Origin of the sequence: Streptomyces sp. C (assembly GCF_000158895.1) — a bacterium.
Classification (GTDB): Bacteria; Actinomycetota; Actinomycetes; order Streptomycetales; family Streptomycetaceae; genus Streptomyces; species Streptomyces racemochromogenes.
This window is the reverse complement of the sequence record NZ_GG657750.1, coordinates 3656005-3677206: the sequence shown is the minus strand read 5'-3', so window position 1 is coordinate 3677206 and position 21202 is coordinate 3656005. Positions and strand designations below refer to the sequence as shown.

16 protein-coding genes and 1 pseudogene are annotated in these 21202 nt (G+C 72.1%); 9 read left to right on the top strand and 8 right to left on the bottom strand.

Translation table 11 applies throughout. The features are described from left to right. Nucleotides 1–191: 191 nt before the first annotated feature. Nucleotides 192–866, bottom strand: a complete 675-nt coding sequence (locus tag SSNG_RS16335; protein ID WP_007264960.1) for a Crp/Fnr family transcriptional regulator — start codon at nt 864–866, stop codon at nt 192–194. A gap of 358 nt (nt 867–1224) precedes the next feature. Here SSNG_RS16335 and nth point away from each other — a divergent pair, with 358 nt between their 5' ends. The 3 genes from nth to SSNG_RS16320 all read left to right on the top strand — a co-directional run bounded on the left by nth (nt 1225) and on the right by SSNG_RS16320 (nt 4080). Continuing rightward, nucleotides 1225–1980 (top strand): endonuclease III, encoded by a 756-nt coding sequence (gene nth, locus SSNG_RS16330; protein ID WP_042801141.1) that lies wholly within the window; start codon nt 1225–1227, stop codon nt 1978–1980. Between the two features lie 167 nt (nt 1981–2147). After that, nucleotides 2148–2864, top strand: coding sequence for a CoA pyrophosphatase (locus SSNG_RS16325; protein ID WP_206731300.1), 717 nt, complete (start codon nt 2148–2150; stop codon nt 2862–2864). A gap of 13 nt (nt 2865–2877) precedes the next feature. Further along, complete coding sequence (locus SSNG_RS16320) at nt 2878–4080, top strand: MarP family serine protease (protein WP_042803621.1); 1203 nt, start codon at nt 2878–2880, stop codon at nt 4078–4080. Nucleotides 4081–4460: 380 nt separating this feature from the next. On the opposite strand, the gene SSNG_RS16315 is transcribed toward SSNG_RS16320, so the two are convergent. The 5 genes from SSNG_RS16315 to SSNG_RS16295 all read right to left on the bottom strand — a co-directional run bounded on the left by SSNG_RS16315 (nt 4461) and on the right by SSNG_RS16295 (nt 12434). Then, nucleotides 4461–5420, bottom strand: coding sequence for an alpha/beta hydrolase (locus tag SSNG_RS16315; protein WP_007264955.1), 960 nt, complete (start codon nt 5418–5420; stop codon nt 4461–4463). After that, on the bottom strand, nt 5417–5875 hold the full coding sequence (locus tag SSNG_RS16310; RefSeq protein ID WP_007264954.1) for a phage holin family protein: 459 nt from the start codon (nt 5873–5875) through the stop codon (nt 5417–5419). The genes SSNG_RS16315 and SSNG_RS16310 overlap by 4 nt, the downstream gene beginning before the upstream one ends. Before the next feature lie 54 nt (nt 5876–5929). Next, entirely contained in the window at nt 5930–7375 is a 1446-nt protein-coding gene (gene nhaA / locus SSNG_RS16305) for a Na+/H+ antiporter NhaA (protein WP_007264953.1), read from the bottom strand. 236 nt (nt 7376–7611) lie between these two features. Further along, on the bottom strand, nt 7612–9567 hold the full coding sequence (gene acs, locus SSNG_RS16300; protein ID WP_007264952.1) for an acetate--CoA ligase: 1956 nt from the start codon (nt 9565–9567) through the stop codon (nt 7612–7614). Between the two features lie 254 nt (nt 9568–9821). Then, nucleotides 9822–12434, bottom strand: coding sequence for a SulP family inorganic anion transporter (locus tag SSNG_RS16295; RefSeq protein WP_007264951.1), 2613 nt, complete (start codon nt 12432–12434; stop codon nt 9822–9824). Between the two features lie 235 nt (nt 12435–12669). On the opposite strand from SSNG_RS16295, the gene SSNG_RS16290 reads away from it, so the two are divergent. Continuing rightward, nucleotides 12670–13983 (top strand): lipoprotein, encoded by a 1314-nt coding sequence (locus SSNG_RS16290; protein WP_042801139.1) that lies wholly within the window; start codon nt 12670–12672, stop codon nt 13981–13983. Here the strand turns inward: SSNG_RS16290 and SSNG_RS16285 are convergent. Then, nucleotides 13940–14953: an ATP-binding protein gene (locus SSNG_RS16285; protein WP_042803619.1), complete on the bottom strand. Its 1014-nt coding sequence runs from the start codon at nt 14951–14953 to the stop codon at nt 13940–13942. The genes SSNG_RS16290 and SSNG_RS16285 overlap by 44 nt on opposite strands. A 109-nt stretch (nt 14954–15062) precedes the next feature. Here SSNG_RS16285 and SSNG_RS16280 point away from each other — a divergent pair, with 109 nt between their 5' ends. Beyond that, nucleotides 15063–15899, top strand: a complete 837-nt coding sequence (locus tag SSNG_RS16280) for a hypothetical protein (RefSeq protein ID WP_007264948.1) — start codon at nt 15063–15065, stop codon at nt 15897–15899. Nucleotides 15900–16330: 431 nt separating this feature from the next. Here SSNG_RS16280 and SSNG_RS16275 read toward each other — a convergent pair whose 3' ends face one another. After that, entirely contained in the window at nt 16331–17200 is an 870-nt protein-coding gene (locus SSNG_RS16275) for an HAD-IB family hydrolase (protein ID WP_042801137.1), read from the bottom strand. Nucleotides 17201–17692: 492 nt separating this feature from the next. On the opposite strand from SSNG_RS16275, the gene ssd reads away from it, so the two are divergent. The 4 genes and pseudogenes from ssd to SSNG_RS42135 all read left to right on the top strand — a co-directional run. After that, entirely contained in the window at nt 17693–18817 is a 1125-nt protein-coding gene (ssd, locus tag SSNG_RS16270) for a septum site-determining protein Ssd (RefSeq protein WP_241695239.1), read from the top strand. Next, nucleotides 18814–19962, top strand: a complete 1149-nt coding sequence (locus tag SSNG_RS16265; RefSeq protein WP_007264945.1) for a TadA family conjugal transfer-associated ATPase — start codon at nt 18814–18816, stop codon at nt 19960–19962. Before ssd ends, SSNG_RS16265 begins: the two co-directional genes overlap by 4 nt. Next, nucleotides 19959–20843, top strand: coding sequence for a type II secretion system F family protein (locus SSNG_RS16260; RefSeq protein ID WP_042801135.1), 885 nt, complete (start codon nt 19959–19961; stop codon nt 20841–20843). Before SSNG_RS16265 ends, SSNG_RS16260 begins: the two co-directional genes overlap by 4 nt. Beyond that, nucleotides 20843–21202, top strand: a pseudogene (locus tag SSNG_RS42135) (hypothetical protein); the annotation flags it as partial. The gene SSNG_RS16260 and the pseudogene SSNG_RS42135, both read left to right, overlap by 1 nt.

Here is a 21202-nt window from a genome sequence, read left to right as displayed (position 1 = left end):
ATATATATATATATATATATATATATATATATATATATATATATATATATATATATATATATATATATATATATATATATATATATATATATATATATATATATATATATATATATATATATATATATATATATATATATATATATATATATATATATATATATACCCTCCGCGAAGACTGCCTCAGGCGGTCAGCGAGAGCGCTTGGCGAGCCGCTCCACGTCCAGCAGGATCACGGCACGCGCCTCCAGGCGCAGCCAGCCGCGGCCCGCGAAGTCGGCCAGGGCCTTGTTCACGGTCTCGCGGGAGGCACCGACGAGCTGCGCCAGCTCCTCCTGGGTGAGGTCGTGGACGACGTGGATGCCCTCCTCCGACTGCACGCCGAAGCGGCGCGACAGGTCGAGGAGCGCCCGGGCGACACGGCCGGGAACGTCGGAGAAGACCAGGTCGGACATCTGGTCGTTGGTCTTGCGCAGGCGCCGGGCGACGGCGCGCAGCAGCGCGGTCGCGACCTCGGGCCGGGCGTTCAGCCACGGCTGGAGGTCACCGTGGCCGAGGCCGAGGAGCTTGACCTCGGTCAGCGCGGTGGCGGTGGCGGTGCGGGGGCCCGGGTCGAAGAGCGACAGCTCGCCGATCAGCTCGCCGGGACCGAGGACGGCCAGCATGTTCTCGCGGCCGTCGGGGGAGGTGCGGTGGAGCTTCACCTTGCCCTCGGTCACGACGTACAGCCGGTCGCCGGGGTCGCCCTCGTGGAACAGGGCGTCGCCGCGCGCGAGGGTCACCTCGGCCATGGAGGCGCGGAGCTCCGCGGCCTGCTCGTCATCGAGCGCCGCGAAGAGCGGGGCGCGCCGCAGAACGTCGTCCACGAGTCTCTCTCCTATGTCGACCAGCCAGTGGGGACCGCTCCCCATTTTGCCGGACGGCTCAAACAGTGCGATCAATCACAAGGATGCCGGACGGATGGGCGTGCTGTGCGGCGAGAGGCCGATCGGGGTGGTGTTACCTGAGGTCCGGGCGGGTGTCGGCGGCCGGCCTTAGGCTGGCCGGGTGTCCAATAAGCCGGTGAGAGCACAGGCCAAGGGGTCCGCAGGAGTGACAGAGACCCGGAATTCAGCCGTGGGCGAACAAGCCTCCCTGGAGGCGTCCGAAAAGGTGCGACCTGTCCCGTTGGGCAAAGGTTCGGCCAAGAAACCGGCGGCGGCGAAGCCGGAATCCCGTCTCGCGATGGTCCGCCGGGCCCGGCGCATCAACCGCGAGCTCGCGGAGGTGTACCCGTACGCCCATCCGGAGCTGGATTTCCGCAATCCCTTCGAGCTGCTGGTCGCGACGGTCCTCTCCGCGCAGACGACCGACCTGCGCGTGAACCAGACGACCCCGGCCCTCTTCGCCGCCTATCCGACCCCCGAGGACATGGCCGAGGCCGTGCCCGAGGAGCTGGAGGAGATCATCCGGCCGACCGGGTTCTTCCGGGCGAAGGCGAAGTCCCTGCTCGGCCTCTCGAAGGCGCTGCGGGACGACTTCGGCGGCGAGGTCCCGGGCCGGATCGAGGACCTCGTCACCCTGCCCGGAGTCGGCCGCAAGACGGCCAACGTGGTCCTCGGCAACGCCTTCGGCGTCCCCGGGATCACCGTCGACACCCACTTCGGCCGGCTGGTGCGCCGCTTCAAGTGGACCGAGCAGGAGGACCCGGAGAAGGTCGAGGCGGAGATCTGCGCGATCTTCCCCAAGAGCGAGTGGACGATGCTGTCCCACCGCGTCGTCTTCCACGGCCGCCGCATCTGCCACGCCCGCAAGCCCGCCTGCGGCGCCTGCCCCATCGCCCCGCTCTGCCCGGCCTACGGGGAGGGCGAGACGGACCCGGAGAAGGCGAAGAAGCTCCTGAAGTACGAGAAGGGCGGCCAGCCGGGCCAGCGCCTGAGCCCGCCCCCGGACTACCCGGGTCTCCCCGCGCCGCCGCTGGGAGCCCGTACGGAGCCCTGAGCGCGGGGTGTGGGGCGCGGTGGGTGGCGGCGGGGCGCGCTGGGGGCGCGCGGCCCCCGGCCCCCGCGCCCCCGCCGGAACGAATCGGGAACCGGACCGCGTTCAGCGGTGTGGGAGACGGTGTTGCCAGAGGAAAGCCGACAAGAGGAACGCGGACAGGGGTGCCCATGACGCGCGGTACGCAGGACGAGACGACGGCAGCGGCCCGCGAGGGGGACGGCCTGGCCCTCACGACGGCCGGCCTGCCCTCCTGGCTCGAACCCGTCGTGGCGGCCGCCCGGAGCGTCCAGCCGCGCCAGCTCAGCCGATTCCTGCCCCCGGAGGACGGCCGGGGCCGCCAGTCCGCCGTGCTGATCCTCTTCGGCGAGGGCCCGCGCGGCCCCGAGCTGCTCCTCCAGGAGCGCGCGGGCAGCCTCCGCTCGCACGCCGGGCAGCCCTCCTTCCCCGGTGGCGCCCTCGACCCGGAGGACGGCGACCCGCACACCACCGGCCCGCTGCGCGCCGCCCTGCGCGAGGCGGAGGAGGAGACCGGGCTGGATCCCTCCGGCGTCCAGCTCTTCGGGGTGCTGCCGCGCCTCTACATCCCGGTCAGCGAGTTCGTGGTGACCCCGGTGCTCGGCTGGTGGCGCGAGCCCTCGCCGGTCGGCGCGGTGGACCCGGCGGAGACGGCCCGGGTCTTCACGGTGCCCGTGGCGGATCTCACGGACCCCGCCCACCGGGTCACCGTGGTCCACCCGCGCGGGCACGAAGGGCCCGGATTCACCGTGGAATCGGCCCTGGTCTGGGGTTTCACCGCCGGCGTCATCGACCGGATCCTGCACTTCTCGGGCTGGGAGCGACCGTGGGACCGCTCACGTCACGTCCCGCTCGACTGGCACGCATGAGACGGTGGCCCACGTGAACGTGCTGGACATCCTGTTGCTGGTCGCCGCCGTGTGGTTCGCGATCGTCGGCTACCGCCAGGGGTTCGTCGTCGGCATCCTGTCGGTGATCGGCTTCCTGGGCGGTGGCCTCATCGCCGTGTCCCTGCTGCCCCTGATCTGGGACCGCGTGACCGACAACGGCACCCAGGTGTCCACCACCGTGGTGGTGATCGCGGTCGTGGTCATCATCATCTGCGCCTCGATCGGCCAGGCGCTGACCACCCACCTGGGCAACCGGCTCAGACGCCACATCACCTGGTCGCCGGCCCGCGCGCTCGACGCGACCGGCGGCGCCCTGGTCAACGTCGTCGCCATGCTGCTCGTGGCCTGGCTGATCGGCTCGGCGCTGGCCGGTACCTCGCTGCCCACCCTGGGCAAGGAGGTGCGCAACTCCAAGGTGCTCCTCGGCGTGTCGCGGGTGCTGCCCGCCCAGGCGAACACCTGGTTCTCGGACTTCAGCTCCACCCTCGCCCGCAACGGCTTCCCGCAGGTCTTCAGCCCGTTCTCGAACGAGCCGATCACCGAGGTGAAGGCGCCCGACCCGGCCCTCGCCCGCAGCGGGGTCGCCCAGCAGGCCAAGCTCTCGATCGTGAAGGTCGTCGGCACCGCGCCCAGCTGCAGCAAGGTCCTGGAGGGCACCGGCTTCGTCTTCGCCCCGGGCAAGGTCATGACCAACGCCCACGTCGTCGGCGGGGTCGTCGAGCCGACCGTGCAGATCGGCGGCGAGGGCAAGCTCTACGACGGCAAGGTCGTGCTCTACGACTGGGAGCGCGACATCGCCGTCCTGGACGTGCCCAAGCTGAAGGCCCCCGCGCTGGAGTTCACCGACAAGGACGCGACGAGCAGCAGCGACGCGATCGTCGCCGGCTTCCCGGAGAACGGCGCCTACGACGTCCGCGCGGCCCGTGTCCGCGGCCGGATCAACGCCAACGGCCCGGACATCTACCACCGGGGCACCGTCCGCCGTGACGTGTACTCGCTGTACGCGACCGTCCGCCAGGGCAACTCCGGCGGCCCGCTGCTGACGCCCGAGGGCAAGGTGTACGGGGTCGTCTTCGCGAAGTCGCTCGACGACCCGAACACCGGCTACGCCCTGACGGCGGACGAGATCCGCGACGACATCCGCATCGGAAAGACCGCCGAACGCCGCGCGGACACCCAGGGCTGCGCCCTCTGACCCGCCGGTACGCGGGGCGCGTACCGGCCGACGGGCCCGTCCCTGGACGGGGTCCTACATGCGTGGATGGCGCAGCCGCGCCGAGACCCAGCGGGCGCGGCGGCGGAGGATGCGCGGAATCCCGAGCCGGGGGTCGTGGCCGTCCCGGCCGGTCCTGTCGTGCGTGCCCGGCACCCTGGCCGAGCGGCGTTCGCGTGCGGTGTCACCGTGGTCGTGCGTCCAGCCCATACAACGAGCTGTGCCCGGGGTCCAAGGTCCGTAATCCCGTCCGGGGCGGCCAATTGGCCTATGCGCCGGGCAATTGAAAGACCGTAGGACCACCGTACGAGTCGCCGGACGGTCCGTCAGGCGGTATGGCACCGCGCTTCTGCGACGATCCGTCAGCGGTCGGGTTCGGGGTCCTTGAGCCAGTTCAGCAGCTCGGTGGTGAAGCCGTCCGGGTCCTCCTCGTGCGGGAAGTGCCCCAGGCCGTCGAAGAGCCGCCAGCGGTACGGGGCTTCGACGTACTCCCCCGATCCGGCGGAGCTGCGGGTGCGCATCACCGGGTCCAGCGAGCCGTGCAGGTGCAGCGTGGGCACCCGTACGGGCCGCTTCATCCGGCGGTAGAACTGGAGTCCGTCCGGGCGGGCCATCGACCGCATCATCCAGCGGTAGGGCTCGATCGAGCAGTGCGCGGTGGACGGGATGCACATCGCCCGCCGGTACACGTCCAGATCGGCGTCTTCCGGGAGCAGCGGCCCGGACCAGTCGCGGATCAGCTCCGCGACGAGGGCCCCGTCGTCGGCGACGAGCTGCCGTTCGGGGACGAACGGCCGCTGGAACCCCCAGATGTGGGAACTGGCCCGGGTCTGGCCGAAGTCGGCCATCATCGCCGAGCGCCAGCGACGCGGGTGCGGCATGGAGGAGACGACCAGCCGGCGCACCAGCTTGGGCCGCATCACGGCCGCCGTCCAGGCGAGGTAGCCGCCCAGGTCGTGTCCGACGAGGGCGGCGTCCGGCTCGCCGAGGGAGCGGATGACCCCGGTGATGTCGAGGGCCAGGTTCGCGGGGTCGTAGCCGCGCGGGGTGCGGTCGCTGCCGCCCACCCCGCGCAGGTCCATGGCCACCGCCCGGTACCCGGCGTCCGCGAGGGCGGTCAGCTGGTGCCGCCAGGTCCACCAGAACTGCGGGAAGCCGTGCAGCAGCAGCACCAGCGGCCCGTCACCGACCTCCGCGACGTGGAAGCGGGCGCCGTTGGCGGCGACGTCCCGGTGCGTCACCGCCCGCCCGCCGGGCAGGTCGAGCCGTACCGCCGTGGCGGCGGTGGGCGGATTGCCGGAGTCGGCCGAGGGCGCTGTCATGAGGACGAGCGTGCCACACCCACAGCCTGGTCACTCACCGGCCGCGGGTGCGGCTTGACGGTTCCCACCAGCGCGGCGGTCTGCTTGACGGAGTCCATGGTCTTCACCGGCGGCTTGATCTTCTTGAACTTCGCCACCGCCAGGAGCCCGATGAGGCCCGCGAGCAGCCAGAACGCGCCGCCGACGATGAGGAAGGACCAGGCCAGCCCGAGACCGAGGTTGTGGATGCCGTAGGCCGCGGCGAAACTCAGTACGGGGAGGGAGAAGAGCACGAGCACGCCGGCCGCGATGGCGGCACCGCTGCCGATGCCCGCGCGCTTGACGTCCTGCTTGATCTCGACCTTGGCGAGGGCGATCTCGTCGTGCACCAGGGCGGACATCTCGGCGGTGGCCGCGGCGACCAGCTGGCCGAGTGTGCGCTCGGCTCCCGGAGCCCCTTGGTCCACTGCGCTCATCTCTGTCTCCCTCTGTCGTCGTCTGCCGGCGGCTGTCCTCCGTCGTCCCTCAGATCATGCCGGACGGTCGGCGCGGGCGCTGGACCCGCCCGCCGCTTCTCCGGCGGCCTGGGCCGTGTCCGAGCCCCGCGCGAGGGCTGCGGCCTCGGCCCTGCGGCGGTGTTCGGCGGCCTTCTCCTCGTGGATCCGCGCCATCCGCAGGTGGTAGTCCGGGTTGTCCTGCTCGTAGATGTCGGGGATCCCGTCGAGGTCCTCGTCGCGCTCCTCGGCCTCGGTCAGGGCCCGGTACTTGCGGTTGCGGAGCTTGAGCATCACGCTCGCGACGATCGCCGCGACGAGGGAGCCGATGAGTACGGCGGCCTTGACCTCGTCGGTGAGGACCTCGTCGCCGGCGAAGGCGAGTTCGCCGATCAGCAGGGAGACGGTGAAGCCGATGCCGGCGAGCGAGGCCACGGCGAGCACGTCGGGCCAGGCGAGGTCCTCGTTCAGCTCGGCCCGGGTGAAGCGGGCGGCCAGCCAGGTGCCGCCGAAGATGCCGACGGCCTTGCCGACGACGAGGCCGAGCACCACGCCGAGGGTCTCGGGGCGGGTGAAGACCTGTGCGATGGATTCGTCCGAAAGGGAGACCCCGGCGGAGAAGAGGGCGAAGAGCGGAACCGCCAGTCCGGCGGACACGGGGCGCACGAGGTGCTCGATGTGCTCGCCGGGGGAGTGTTCCTCGCCGTCCTGGCGGGTGCAGCGGAGCATCAGGCCCATGGCCACGCCGGCGATGGTGGCGTGGACGCCGCTGTTGTACATCAGGCCCCAGATGACCAGGGCGAGGGGGACGTAGACGTACCAGCCGCGGACTCCGGCGCGCAGCAGGAACCAGAAGAGGACCAGGCCCGCGACGGCGCCGCCGAGGGCCGCGAAGTTCAGGTCGCTGGTGAAGAACACCGCGATGATCAGGATGGCGAACAGGTCGTCGACCACGGCCAGGGTCAGCAGGAAGGCGCGCAGCGCGGAGGGCAGTGAGGTGCCGATGACCGCGAGGACGGCGAGGGCGAACGCGATGTCGGTGGCGGTCGGGACGGCCCAGCCGGAGGTGGATCCGTTGCCCAGGGTGTTGACCAGCAGGTAGACGAGCGCGGGGACCGCCATGCCGCATATCGCGGCGATCACCGGGAGGGCGGCCGCCTTGGGGTCGCGCAGTTCGCCCGCGACGAGTTCGCGTTTGAGCTCGATGCCGGCGACGAAGAAGAAGACCGCGAGGAGTCCGTCGGCCGCCCAGTGCTGGAGGGAGAGGTCCAGGCCGAGGGCGGCGGGACCCATGTGGAAGGACCGGACGGTGTCGAAGCTCGCCGAGACGGCGGGGATGTTCGCCCACATGAGGGCGGCGATCGCGGCCACCAGCAGCAGCACACCGCCGACGGTCTCCGTGCGCAGGGCGTCCGCGACGAAGCGCCGCTCGGGCAGGGAGAGGCGGCCGAGCAGTTTGTGGCGGGGGGTGGGCGTTGCCACGGAGGGCCCTCCGGTCGGTCGACGGCATGACACATGCAGTTGCCGACCAGACTTCCCGGCGCACCCTGAGACTTCGAGCGTCACATCTTGACGCTTTTCATACTTTACAGGGTCCGTCTTTTACGGGGCCCGTTCAGTCGTATCGGGTGATCTTCACCTTAAACGCGCGGAGGGCGCCCGGCGCGTTGTGCGCCGGACGCCCCCCAGGGCTCGGACGGCCCGCGGCCGGCCGGACCTCAGTCCTCGTCGGAGGAGCTGGGCAGCTTCGTCTGGATCAGGTCCATCACCGAGGAATCGGCCAGCGTGGTGACGTCGCCGACCGCGCGGTTCTCCGCCACGTCGCGCAGCAGACGGCGCATGATCTTGCCGGAGCGGGTCTTCGGGAGCTCCGCCACCGGCAGGATGCGCTTGGGCTTCGCGATCGGGCCGAGGGTGGCGCCGACGTGGTTGCGCAGCTCGGCGACCAGGCCCTCGGTCTCCGAGGCGGTGCCGCGCAGGATCACGAAGGCCACGATGGCCTGGCCCGTCGTCTCGTCGGCCGCGCCGACCACCGCCGCCTCGGCGACGGAGGGGTGCGAGACGAGCGCCGACTCGACCTCGGTCGTGGAGATGTTGTGGCCCGAGACGAGCATGACGTCGTCGACCCGGCCGAGCAGCCAGATGTCGCCGTCGTCGTCCTTCTTGGCGCCGTCGCCCGCGAAGTACTTGCCCTCGAAGCGCGACCAGTAGGTGTCGATGAACCGCTGGTCGTCACCCCAGATGGTGCGCAGCATCGACGGCCACGGCTCGGTGAGGACCAGGTAGCCGCCACCGCCGTTGGGGACCTCGTGGGCCTCGTCGTCCACGACGGTGGCCGAGATGCCGGGCAGCGCGCGCTGCGCCGAGCCGGGCTTGGTCGCGGTGACGCCCGGCAGCGGGGAGATCATCATGGCGCCGGTCTCGGTCTGCCACCACGTGTCCACGATCGGGCAGCGGTCGCCGCCGATGTGCTTGCGGTACCAGATCCAGGCCTCGGGGTTGATCGGCTCGCCGACCGAGCCCAGTACGCGCAGGCTCGACAGGTCGAACTTCGCGGGGATGTCGTCGCCCCACTTCATGAACGTACGGATCGCCGTGGGAGCGGTGTAGAGGATGGTGACGCCGTACTTCTGCACGACCTCCCAGAACCGGCCCTGGTGCGGGGTGTCCGGCGTGCCCTCGTACATGACCTGGGTGGCGCCGTTGGCGAGCGGGCCGTAGACGATGTACGAGTGCCCGGTCACCCAGCCGATGTCGGCGGTGCACCAGTAGACGTCGGTCTCCGGCTTGAGGTCGAAGACGGCGTGGTGGGTGTACGAGGCCTGGGTGAGGTAGCCGCCCGAGGTGTGCAGGATGCCCTTCGGCTTACCCGTGGTGCCCGAGGTGTAGAGGATGAACAGCGGGTGCTCGGCGTCGAAGGCCTGCGGGGTGTGCTCCGTGGACTGGCGGCCGACCAGGTCGTGCCACCAGACGTCGCGGCCCTCGGTGAAGGCGGTGTCCTGGCCGGTGCGGCGCACGACGAGGACGTGCTCGACCTGCGGGCACTTGGTGACGGCCTCGTCGATGGCCGGCTTGAGGGCGCTGGGCTTGCCGCGGCGGTAGCCGCCGTCGGCGGTGATCACCAGCTTGGCGTCGGCGTCCTGGATGCGGGAGGCGACGGCGTCGGCGGAGAAGCCGCCGAAGACCACCGAGTGCGCGGCGCCGACGCGGGCGCACGCGAGCATCGCGACGACCGCCTCGGGGATCATCGGCAGGTAGACGGCGACCCGGTCGCCCGCCCGGACACCGAGCTCGGTGAGGGCGTTGGCGGCCTGGGACACCTCGTCCTTGAGCTGGGCGTAGGTGATCGAGCGGCTGTCGCCGGGCTCGCCCTCGAAGTGGAGGGCGACGCGGTCGCCGTTGCCGGCCTCCACGTGCCGGTCCACGCAGTTGTACGCGACGTTGAGCTTGCCGTCGGCGAACCACTTGGCGAAGGGCGGGTTGCTCCAGTCGAGCGTCTGGGTGGGCTCGGTGTCCCAGCTCAGCCGGCGTGCCTGCTCGGCCCAGAAGCCCAGCCGGTCCGCGTCGGCCTGTGCGTACGCCGCCTCGGTCACGTTGGCGGCGGCGGCCAGATCGGCGGGCGGTGCGAACCGCCGCTCTTCCTTGAGCAGGTTGGCCAGGCTGTCAGTGCTCACGACATCTCCCTTTCCCAGAGTTTCCGTTGTCCCCGGGCATAGCTGTGTCTCCGGGCATAGCTCATCAGTCGGATGCCCAGGTGACAAGGGGTAGCCGAAAATTGGTTTAGACCTATATCACGACCGGGAGGGTCGCGGCGCAGGTCCGGGAGCACGTCCACGGCGTACGAATGGCCCCTTCCCGCTGCAGGGTGCGGGAAGGGGCCAACAGCTTGCACGGATACGGGAGGCTATCGGTTCAAGCCGGACGTGGATCACACACTCTGGCCGACGCTGTCGAAAACCCGACAGTCGAAGAAGTCCTCTCCCTCGGACAGCAGATAGGCCTGCGCCTCACCCACGTGGAAGTACATCCCGTGCAGCTCCAGCGTGCCCTCGGCGAGCCTTCGGGCCACCGATTCGTGGGCCCGCAGGTGCTCCAGCTGCTGCACCACGTTGGTCAGGCAGAGCTGTTCCACGGCGTCCGCCGGGAGCCGCCCGGAGATCCGGGCCCAGGCGTGGTGCCGGCTGCCCATCCGCTTCAGGCTGGGCAGGCCGTGCCGCAGCCAGCGGGTCAGCGGGGTCGCCGGCGCTTCCGGGTGGGAGTTCAGCAGGGCCTGCATGGCCCCGCACCCCGAGTGTCCGCACACCGTGATGCTGGCGACCTTGAGCACGTCCACGGCGTACTCGATGGCCGCGGCGACCGAGTCGTCGGTGGCCTCGGCACCGGGCAGCGGGACGAGGTTGCCCACGTTGCGGACGGTGAAGAGGTCACCCGGACCGCTCGCCGTGATCATGCTGGTGACCAGGCGGGAGTCCGCGCAGGTCAGGAAGAGCTGCGAAGGCCGCTGCCCCTCGCGGGCCAGCCGGGCCAGCTCGTCCCGGACGTGCGGGGCGGTGTCCCGCTGGAAGGCGCTGATCCCGCTGGCCAGTTGGCCGGCTCCGCGCCGGCGGGGCGCCGTCTCGGCGGCCGGGGCTCCGGACGCGCTGGGGATCGTACGCGCGACCGTGCCGCCGGGGCCCGCCGCGTCGGCGGGGGCGTGCGCCGCGCGGTGGTCGCAGTGGTTCTGCCAGGGCGTCCAGGGCCGGCAGCAGTGGTGCGCCCCGCGCCCGGAGTCGGTCCGGTGGTGGCCGCCGCCCGTACCGGACTTGGAGCCGGTCCGGCCGTGCCCGGCGGGGGAGGCGCCGGGGCCGGCGGCCGGGCCGGAGACCGGGCCCGGATCCGCGTCGGGGTCCCCTGCGGTGCGTGCGGGCGCGTCCGATCCGAAGTCGGCGTCCAGGGCCGTGGCCCGGCCCGCGTCCGCGTCGGCTTCCGTGTCCGCGCCCGGGCCGGTGCCCGCGAGGGCCCGCCCGCCGCGGCCGGTGAGCTCCAGCGAACCGCCGTGCGCCAGATGCGAGTTCTGCCAGTCCTGCAGGGCCTCGTAGGCGGCGTGGTCCATGAACGAGCCGTCCAGCTCGACCACCACGTGTCCGCCGTGAGGCACCTGGCTCAGCACCCGGCTCAGCCGGGGGACGGCCAGGAAGGTCAACTGGCCGCTGGCGCAGACCTGGTGCACTCCGTCCAGCTCGGTCAGCGTGATCCGCGTCCGGGCCAGCCGGCGCAGGGCCAGCGCGACGGCGACCGCGATTCCGACGGCCACGCCCTCCAGTACTCCGCCCAGCACCACCGCGACGATGGTCGTCGCGTAGACCAGCACCTCCCCGTGCCGGCTGACCGTGCGCAGGTGCGTGATGCTGACCATCTGCACGCCGACGGCCATGACCAGGGCGGCCAGGGCCGCGAGCGGGATGAGGTCGAGGACGGGCACGAGCAGCCCGGCCGCGAGCACCACCCACAGCCCGTGGAACATGGCTGATTTCCGACTGACGGCACCCGACTTCACATTGGCCACGCTGCGCACGGCCACACCCGTGATGGGCAGTCCGCCCAGCATCCCGGAGACGATGTTCGCCGCGCCCTGGCCGCGGAGTTCGCGGTCGAGGTCGGCGCGGGGCGGGCGGTTGTCCGTACCGCGCTCGGCGGCGATCAGCTTGTCGGTGGCGACCGAGGACAGCAGGGACTCCACGCTGCCGACCAGCGTGATGGTCAGGACGGCGGCGATCAGGCCGAGCACCGGCCCCTCGGGCATCTCGGGCAGCGCGTGGCTGCGCCAGGACGGCAGGTCCACCCGGGGGAGGGTGAGCCCGGCCAGGGCCGCGAAGGCGGTGGCGGTGGCGACGGCCGCGAGCGCGGCGGGCACCTTGCGCAGGGCGCGGCCGGCCCGCCCGGGCAGCCTGCTCCAGCCCAGCAGGACGCACAGCGTCAGCGCGCTCACTCCGAGGGCCGCCGGATGGGGGTCGGCCAACTGTGCGGGCAGCCCGAGGACGTTGGCCACGGCGGAACTCTGCGGACTGCCGCCGAGCACGATGTGCAGCTGGGCCAGGGCGATGGTCACGCCGATGCCGGCGAGCATCCCGTGCACGATCGCCGGGCTCACCATGAGCGCCGACCGGGCGGTCCGCAGGAGGGCGAGCCCGAGCTGGCAGACGCCGGCGAGCACGGTGATGGCGCAGGTGGTGCGCCAGCCGTACCGCTGGATCAACTCGGCGGTGACCACGGTGAGTCCGGCGGCCGGACCGCTCACCTGGAGGGGGGCTCCGCCGAACCGGCCGGCCACGATCCCGCCCACGGCCGCGGCCACCAGCCCCGCCTGGAGCGGGGCTCCGGTGGCGAGCGCGATGCCGAGGGAGAGCGGCAGGGCGATCAGGAAGACGGCGGCGGAGGCGGACAGGTCCGCGGGGAGGTCCTTGAGCGGACTTCGCTTCTGGGGGCCGGCCGGTGCCGGGGACGAGGCTCGGGACGAGGCCGGGGTCGGTTCCGGGGTGGTGGCTGGGGTGGTGGCTGTCATGGGTTCCCGTCTCCTCTGAGGAGGGATGAAGCGGCGGGAGTCTCAACACTCGGTAAATGAATGGTAATGGAGAGTAAAGAGTCGTGGTGGGTAATGGGAGCAAATGGCCTAGGAATTAGCACTCAAGGGTGAATAAGTATTTTGTCTGGCTTGTCACACCTTCCTAAAACACGACCGCGTGGGACGTTCCATCGCGAAAGGTCCCGCGATGGAACTGCGAGGGAGAGGTGTGCGGATGATCGCCGCCACGAAGAAGATCGCCGGCGGCCTGGTCGCCACGGCCCTGGTCCTGTGCGCCGCCGGGTGCAGCGGTTCCGGGCCGGCGAAACCCGGAGCGCCCGGTGGCCAGAGTGCGAAGAAGGGTCCCGCCGCCCCGGACGCTCCCGGCAGCCTCAACCGCCTCATCGGCGACGGCTCGACGGCCTACACCGGCTCGCAGTCGAACGTGCAGGTGCCGAAGAAGCTGAAACCCGGTGAGAAGCCCCCGCAGTTCGTGGTGTTCTCCTGGGACGGCGCGGGCGAGGACAGCCAGAAGCTCTTCTCGCACTTCCGCGAGGTGGGCAAGCAGTACAACGCCCGGATGACGTACTTCCTCAGCGGGGTGTACCTGCTGCCGGAGGAGAAGCGTTCCCTCTACACCGCGCCGCAGCACTCCCCGGGCCTGTCCGACATCGGCTTCGGCGACCTCCAGGGCATCAAGGACACCGCCACCCAGGTCCGCGCCGCCTGGCTGGAGGGCAACGAGATCGGCACCCACTTCAACGGCCACTTCTGCGGCCCCGACGGAGGCGTCGGCACCTGGTCGGTGGCGGAGTGGAAGAGCGAGATCAACCAGGCCAAGTCGTTCGTCAAGAACTGGAAGACGAACGCGGGCCTGAAGAACATGGCCCCGCTCCCCTTCGACTACGACAAGGAGCTGATCGGAGCCCGCACCCCCTGCCTCGAAGGCCAGAAGAACTTCATGCTGGCGGCCAAGGACATGGGGTTCCGCTACGACTCCAGCGGCATCAGCAAGCAGATCTGGCCCAAGAAGACGGACGGGCTCTGGGACCTGCCGCTCCAGCTGGTGCCCATGCCCGGGCGCGCCTTCGACACGCTGAGCATGGACTACAACTACATGGTCAACCAGTCCGGTACGACCACGCAGGGCGACCCCGCACAGCACCAGTACTGGGGCGACCAGATGCGCGACGGCCTGCGGCAGGCCTTCGACCGGGCCTACCAGGGCAACCGCGCACCGCTGATCATCGGCAACCACTTCGAGTCGTGGAACGGCGGCACCTACATGCGGGCCGTCGAGGAGTCCATCAAGGACATGTGCACCAAGCCGGAGGTGCGGTGCGTGCCCTTCCGCGAACTGGCCGACTGGCTGGACGCGCAGAACCCGAAGACGCTGGAGTGGATGCGCACCCTCGACGTCGGCGAGGCGCCCAAGGAGGGCTGGACGAAGTTCCTCACCGCGGGGCCGCCGGCACCTCCGGCCGCCCCGCCGGGGGCGGACAAGGTCAAGCAGGCTGAGGAGCGGGCAGCGGAGCAGGACGAGGGCTGACCAGGGCCTCGTGGAGGACGAAGGCGGGGTCGACCTGTTCCGCCAGGTCGACCCCGGTCTTGGCGTTCCCCCAGCTCTCGGCGTTGCGCAGGTGGAAGTGCACCATCTGCTCGGTGTACCTGCTCCAGTCGCGGTGCGCGTAGGAGTCCTCCGCCGCGTCCTGGAGCGCCTGGAGGGCGAGCCGGTTGCTGGCCTCCAGCAGTTCGAACGCGGCCGGGCGGCCCCGCTCCATCGCGCGGACCCAGTCGGAGTGCCCGAAGGTGACGAGCAGGTCCTCGCCCACCTCGTCCTGGAGGAACTCGATGTCCTCCGGTCCCTGCACCTTGTTGCCGACCACCTTGAGCACCACCCCGAAGTCCCGGGCGTACTCCTTGTACTGGCGGTAGACCGAGACGCCCTTGCGGGTCGGCTCGGCGACGAGGAAGGTCACGTCGAAGCGGGTGAACATGCCGGAGGCGAAGGAGTCGGACCCGGCCGTCATGTCGACGACCACGTACTCGTCCGGGCCGTCGACCAGGTGGTTGAGGCAGAGCTCGACCGCCCCGACCTTCGAGTGGTAGCAGGCCACGCCCAGGTCGGACTCGGTGAAGGGGCCCGTCGCCATCAGCCGTACGGAGTCCCCGTCGTCGAGCGGCAGCGTGCGCGCGCAGGCCTCGTAGACCGGGTTGTCCTCGGTGATGCGCAGCAGGCGCGAGCCGGCGCCGGGCGGCGTGGTCTTGATCATGCTGTCGGCCGAGGCGATGCGCGGGTTGGAACCGCGCAGGTACTCCTTGATCAGGGGCAGGTGCGCGCCCAGGGCGGGCAGCGCGGCGGCTTCGTCGTCGGTGAGTCCGAGGGCGGCCCCGAGGTGCTGGTTGATGTCGGCGTCCACCGCGACGACGGGTGCTTCATTGGCTGCGAGGTGGCGGATGAAGAGGGAGGACAGCGTCGTCTTGCCGCTGCCGCCCTTTCCCACGAAAGCGATCTTCATGTTCACCAAGGGTAGTGGCTCGGTAGCGCGGGGTGGTCAAGGTGAGTGAAGAAGACCACTCCAAGGAGGGGTCGGTGCTACGGGTGCGCAGTGCGTAGGCTCCCTACTTATGAGTAGCGCTTCTGACCCGCTGGCGGCCCTCGGATCCCTGCCGGGGGTCGCGGAGTCCGTGGATTCCGTACGCAAGGCCGTGGACCGCGTCTACGGGCACCGGGTGATGCGCCGGCGCAGCACCGAGATCACCTCGGAGGCCGCCCTGCGCGGCGCCCGGGCCAGCGCGGCGCTGTCCGGTGCCGACTGGGCCCTGGAGGAGGTGCGCCGCCGGACCGACTTCGGGGCGGAGGACGAGGCCCGCACGGTGGGCGCCGCGCTGCGGCTGACGGCGGAGGCCGGGCAGCTGCTGAGCATCTGGCGCCAGTCGCCGATGCGGGTGCTGGCGCGCCTGCACCTGGTGGCGTGCGGGGTGGCGGCCCCGGCGGCCGACGGGGCCGCCGACGTGGTCGGCCGGCCGCGGCTGGCGGGCGAGCCGGTGCACGAGCCCCTGGTGGACCTGCCGCTCCCCGGCGCCGAGGAGGTCGCGGGGCGGCTGGACGGGCTGTCCCGGCTGGTCATCGCGGGCGGGTCGGCTCCGGCGCTGGTGACGGCCGCGGTGGTGCACGGGGAACTGCTGGCCCTGCGGCCCTTCGCCTCGTACAACGGGCTGGTGGCGCGGGCGGCCGAGCGGATCGTACTGATCAACAGCGGGCTGGACCCGAAGGCGATCTGCCCGGCGGAGGTCGGCCACGCGGAGCAGGGGACGGAGGCCTACCTGAAGGCCTTCGAGGGGTACGTCTCCGGGACCGCGGAGGGGATGGCGGAGTGGATCGGACACTGCGGCCGCGCGATCGAGCTCGGCGTCCGTGAGTCGACCGCGGTCTGCGAGGCGCTCCAGCGCGGCGCGGCCTGAGGCCGCTCCGGTCGGGCGTGTGGGCCCGGCCGGGCGTGTGGGCTCGGCCGGGCGCGGGGCGCGCGCCGTTCGGCCGGGCACAGGGTTGCGGCGACACCGTCTTGCTCTGGTGTCGCCGCTGGCATTCGCGCCCAGTTACCAAGCGTCCTCGATGGTTGCCCATCAGGCCGGGAACTTTGCCCTTGGCCTGGTGCGGCTGGCCCGTAATCGACGGGTCGACGTCGCGTGGGTGCTCGGCGTTCATGCTTCGGTCCGTGGGCCTTACTGCGTTTTAAAGATGATCCTCTCGGATGTTCTTTGGTCTCGCGGGCCGTGACTCCTTTGTACTCCGCTTCGGTGCCGAGCGAAACCCCTGGCCCGATTCCTTTACTTTCCGGGGCGACCCGGGGCGAACCGGGCAGTCTGTATCGCCCCAGGTCGGGAGGGTCCGGTCAGGCCGAGGCGGCGGAGGTCCCCGCGCGCCGGCGGCTCGCGTACCAGACGAGGCCGGCAGTGGCGGCAGCCGCGCCGACGGCCGCCGCCGCGACGAGGGCGGGCCGCGCCGGCATCGACAGCCCGGGCAGTCGCTGCTTGAGCCGCACCGGCCGGTTGAACACCAGGACCGGCCACTCCCGCGCGACGGCCTCGCGCCGCAGCGCGCGGTCGGGATTGACGGCGTGCGGGTGCCCCACGGCCTCCAGCATCGGAACGTCGGTGATCGAGTCGCTGTACGCGTAGCACCGCGCGAGGTCGTACCCCTCGGACTCGGCGAGCTCCCGGATCGCCTCCGCCTTAGTGGGGCCGTAGGCGTAGTACTCGATCTCCCCGGTGAAGCAGCCGTCCTCGCCGACCACCATGCGGGTGGCGACGATCCGGTCCGCTCCGAGCATCTCGCCGATCGGCTCGACGACTTCGGCGCCGGAGCTGGAGACGATCACCACGTCGCGGCCGGCCGTGTGGTGGGCCTCGATGAGGGACGCGGCCTCGTCGTAGATGATCGGGTCGATCAGGTCGTGCAGGGCTTCGGCGACGATCTCCCGGACCTGCTGGACGTTCCACCCCTTGCAGAGGGCGGACAGGTACTCCCGCATCCGCTCCATCTGGTCGTGGTCGGCGCCGCCGGCCAGGAAGATGAACTGGGTGTAGGCGGTCCGCAGCACGGCGCGGCGGTTGATCAGGCCGCCCCGGTAGAAGGACTTGCTGAACGTCAGAGCGCTCGACTTCGCAATGACCGTCTTGTCCAGGTCGAAGAAGGCGGCGGTCCGAGGCAACGAGTGCGGCAAGGGCTGATTTTCCACGAGCCGAGCATATGCGCCCACCATTCGGCGTAAGGTGTGGCGCGTGGGTTTGCCTGAGAGGGCTCTCGGGTACACCATGGAAGTCACGGATCGTTCGCGACCGTGCTAACCCGGTCTGGCTCCTCCCCCCCCGAGTCGGACCGTGGGGACGACCCCCGCTCTCCCCCCCGGCGGGGGTCGTCGCATGTCCGGACGCGGTTCGCGTCCTCTCCATCCGGTCCGCGGCGACCATCATCACGGCCCTCCCTCATCGATGGGCCCGCCTGACGCAGGCCTGCACCCCTCCAGACTCGTGACGCTGCGTAGTGGTTCCGCAGCGCTGCGGAACTCACCTGATGGTGTGGCGGAGTTATTCACAGGCGCCTTCTTGTCCACAGTTTTCGAGCAAGATCCACTTCTTTTTCCGGATCCCTCCACCGTGATTCCAGCCGCGAAGTCCGCGGCTCGTGGATTTGCAGTGAGAAGGGGGCGGAGATCGTGGCTGGATCGAAGTCGTGTGAAGCGCAGGCACCCGTGGTGGCGGGCGGGGGAGGGAACCGCGGCCGCGCCGGGGGCGCCGTGCCCGGTGGCGGACGGCCGCTGATCATCACCGAGGACCCTCTGCTCCTCGACGACCTGCTGCGGCTGTGCGCCGCCGCGGGTGCCGAGCCGCACGTGCACCACGGGGTGCCGGAGCGGACCGCGGACGGGGCGGGGGCCGCGGGATGGGACTCCGCGCCCCTGGTGCTGGTCGGGGACGACGCCGCCCGCCGGGTGCGCGGGGCGCCGCGCCGGGACGGGGTGCTCCTCGTCGGCCGGGACCTCGACGACCCCTCCGTGTGGCAGCGGGCGGTGGAGATCGGCGCCCAGGAGGTCCTGCGCCTGCCCGACGCCGAGAGCATGCTCGTCGACCGCATCGCCGATGTGGCGGAAGGCGCCGGCCGGCCCGCCCTGGCCGTCGGCGTGATCGGCGGCAGCGGCGGGGCCGGGGCCTCCACCCTCGCCTGCGCGCTCGCCCTCCGGGCGGCCAAGGGCGGCGAGCGCACCATCCTCATCGACGCCGACCCGCTCGGCGGGGGCATGGACGTGCTGCTCGGCGGAGAGAGCGCCGAGGGGCTGCGGTGGCCCGACTTCGCCGCCTCACGCGGCCGCGTCGGCGCCGGGGCCCTGGAGGAGTCCCTCCCCGAGCTGCACGCGCTGCGGGTGCTCAGCTGGGACCGCGGGGAGCGGGTGGTCGTGCCGCCCGCCGCGATGCGGTCGGTCGTGGCCGCCGCCCGCAGGCGGGGCGGGGTCGTGGTGGTCGACCTCCCCCGCCGGGTGGACGAGGCCGTCGCGGAGGTGCTGGCCCAGCTGGACCTCGTGCTGCTGGTGGTGCCGGGCGAGCTGCGGTCGGTGGCCGCGGCGGGGCGGGTCGCCGCCGGGGTGCGCATGGCGGCCCGGGACGTCCGCGTCGTCGTGCGGGGCCGCTGTCCCGAGGGGCTCGACGCCGAAGCCGTGGCGGGGCTGCTGGGGGTCCCGCTCGCCGGGGAGGTGCCGGTCGAGGTGGGACTTCCGGGGAGGGTCGCCGAGGGGGAACCGCCGGGTGCGCGGGGCACGCTGGCCCGCTTCTGCGACGGCTTCTGGCGGCGGGCGCTCGGCTCCGCCCAGGGGGTGCCGGCATGAGCGCCGTGCTGCTGGACGCGGTGCGCCAGCACCTCGCCGAGAGCGGGGCCGAGCCCACGCCCGCCCGGGTCGCGGCGGCCCTGCGGGCCCAGGGGCGGCTCCTCGGGGACGCGGAAGTGCTGGGCGTGGCCGCCGAGTTGCGGTCCGAGCTGGTGGGCGCGGGCCCACTGGAGCCGCTGCTCGCCGACCCCGCCGTCACCGACGTGCTGGTCGCCGCCCCCGACCGGGTGTGGGTGGACCGGGGCGGCGGGCTGGAGCTGACCCCGGTGGCCTTCGCCGACGCCGAAGCCGTGCGCAGGCTGGCCCAGCGGCTCGCCGCCGTCGCGGGGAGGCGGCTCGACGACGCCCGGCCCTGGGTCGACGCCCGGCTGCCCGACGGCACCCGGCTGCACGCCGTCCTGCCTCCCGTGGCCGTCGGATCGGCGTGCCTGTCGCTACGCGTGGTGCGGCCCAAAGCGTTCACGCTGGACGAGCTCGTCGCCGCCGGGACACTGCCGCCCGGCGGACAGCGGCTGCTGCGGGCGATGGTCGAGGCCCGGCTGTCGTTCCTCGTCTCCGGCGGGACCGGTACGGGCAAGACCACCCTGCTCAGCGCCCTGCTCGGACTGGTCGGGCCGGGCGAGCGGATCGTGCTCGCCGAGGACTCCGCCGAGCTGCGCCCCGACCACCCCCATGTGGTGAGGCTGGAGACCCGGCCCGCGAACCAGGAGGGGGCCGGGCTGGTCACCCTCGCCGACCTGGTCCGCCAGGCCCTGCGGATGCGGCCCGACCGGCTGGTGGTCGGCGAGGTGCGGGGCGCGGAGGTGGCCGACCTCCTCGCCGCCCTGAACACCGGGCACGAAGGGGGCTGCGGGACGGTGCACGCCAATGCCGCGGCGCACGTGCCCGCCCGGCTGGAGGCCCTCGGGACTGCCGCCGGGCTCGACCGGGCCGCCCTGCACAGCCAGCTGGCGGCCGCGCTGACCCTGGTGGTCCACCTGGTCCGGGACCGGTCCGGGAGGCGGCGTGTGGCCGAGGTGCACGTGCTGGAGCGGGACCCGGCCGGGCTGGTCGTGACCGTGCCCGCGCTGCGGTGGGGGCCGCGCGGCTTCGTGCGGGAGGCCGGCTGGACGCGGCTCGCCCCGCTGCTGGGGGGTGCGCGGTGAACGCCGGGGCGCTCGGGTCGGTGCCGGTGTTCGCCGGGGTGCTCTGCGCCGGGGCGGCGGCCTGGGGGCTGGCCGGGGGTGAGCGGCGGCCCCGGCGGGCCCGGCTGGTCCTGGCCGGGGGCGGGCCGCTGGTTCCGGGCGGTCCGGCGCCCGGGCAGCGGCTGGCGGCCGCGCTGCGCGTACGGGCCGCCCGGTGGCGGGAGTGGGCCGGTCTGACGGCCGGGGTGCTGGTCGCCGCGGCGGGCGGATCGGTGATTCCGCTGCTGCTCGGCGCGGCCTCGGTGCCGCTGCTGCGGCGCTGGCTGCGGGCCAGGGAGCGGGAGCGGGCGCGCGCCGCCCGCGCGGCGGGGGTCGTGGAGCTGTGCGGGGCCGTCGTGGGGGAGCTGCGGGCCGGCGCCCAGCCGGGCAGGGCGCTGACCGTGGCGATACGGCGTACGGCGGCCGGTCCCGGCGGTCCGGGGGCGGCGGAGACGGGGGTACTGGCCGCCGCCGCGTTCGGCGGGGACGTGGCCGGGGCCCTGCACCAGGCGGCTCGGGAGCCGGGTGCGCGGGGACTGGCCGGGATGGCCGCCTGCTGGCGGGTCTCGGTGGACGGGGGTGCGGGCCTCGCGGCCGGACTCGACCGGCTGGAAGGGGCGTTGCGGGCCGAGCGGGACCGGGAGGAGTCGCTGCGGGCCCAGCTGGCGGGGGCCAGGTCCACGACGGTGGTGCTCGCGCTGCTGCCGCTGGTGGGCCTGCTGATGGGCACCGCGCTGGGCGCGGACCCGCTGCGGGTGCTGCTGCACTCCCCGGTGGGGTGGGGCTGCCTGCTCGCGGGCGGGCTGCTGGAGACGCTGGGGCTGCTGTGGTGCCGGCGCATCGTGCGGGCGGGGGAGCGGTGATGGACGGCTCCGCGGTCCACAGGCTGGGGATGGCGTTGTGCGCGGCGGCGGTGGTGTGGTGGCCGGCCTCGGCGGCGGCGGCACGGCTGGGGCGGCGGGCGGTCCGGCGCAGGACCGCGGTGCTCTTCCGGGCCGGGCCGGTGCGGCGGGGCCCGCGGTGGGGGCCGGGGATCCGGGCAGCGGGGCTGTCCTGGGCGGGGCCGGCCGGGGCGCTGCTGGCGGGCTGGGTGCTGGTCGGCGGGGTGCCGGGGCTCCTCGTCGGGTGCGGGGCGGCGTTCGCGGCGCGGCGGCTGCTCGCGCGGGCCCGGCCGTCCGGCGGGCCGGACCCGCGGGAGGCGGAGGCGCAGTTGCCGTTCGCG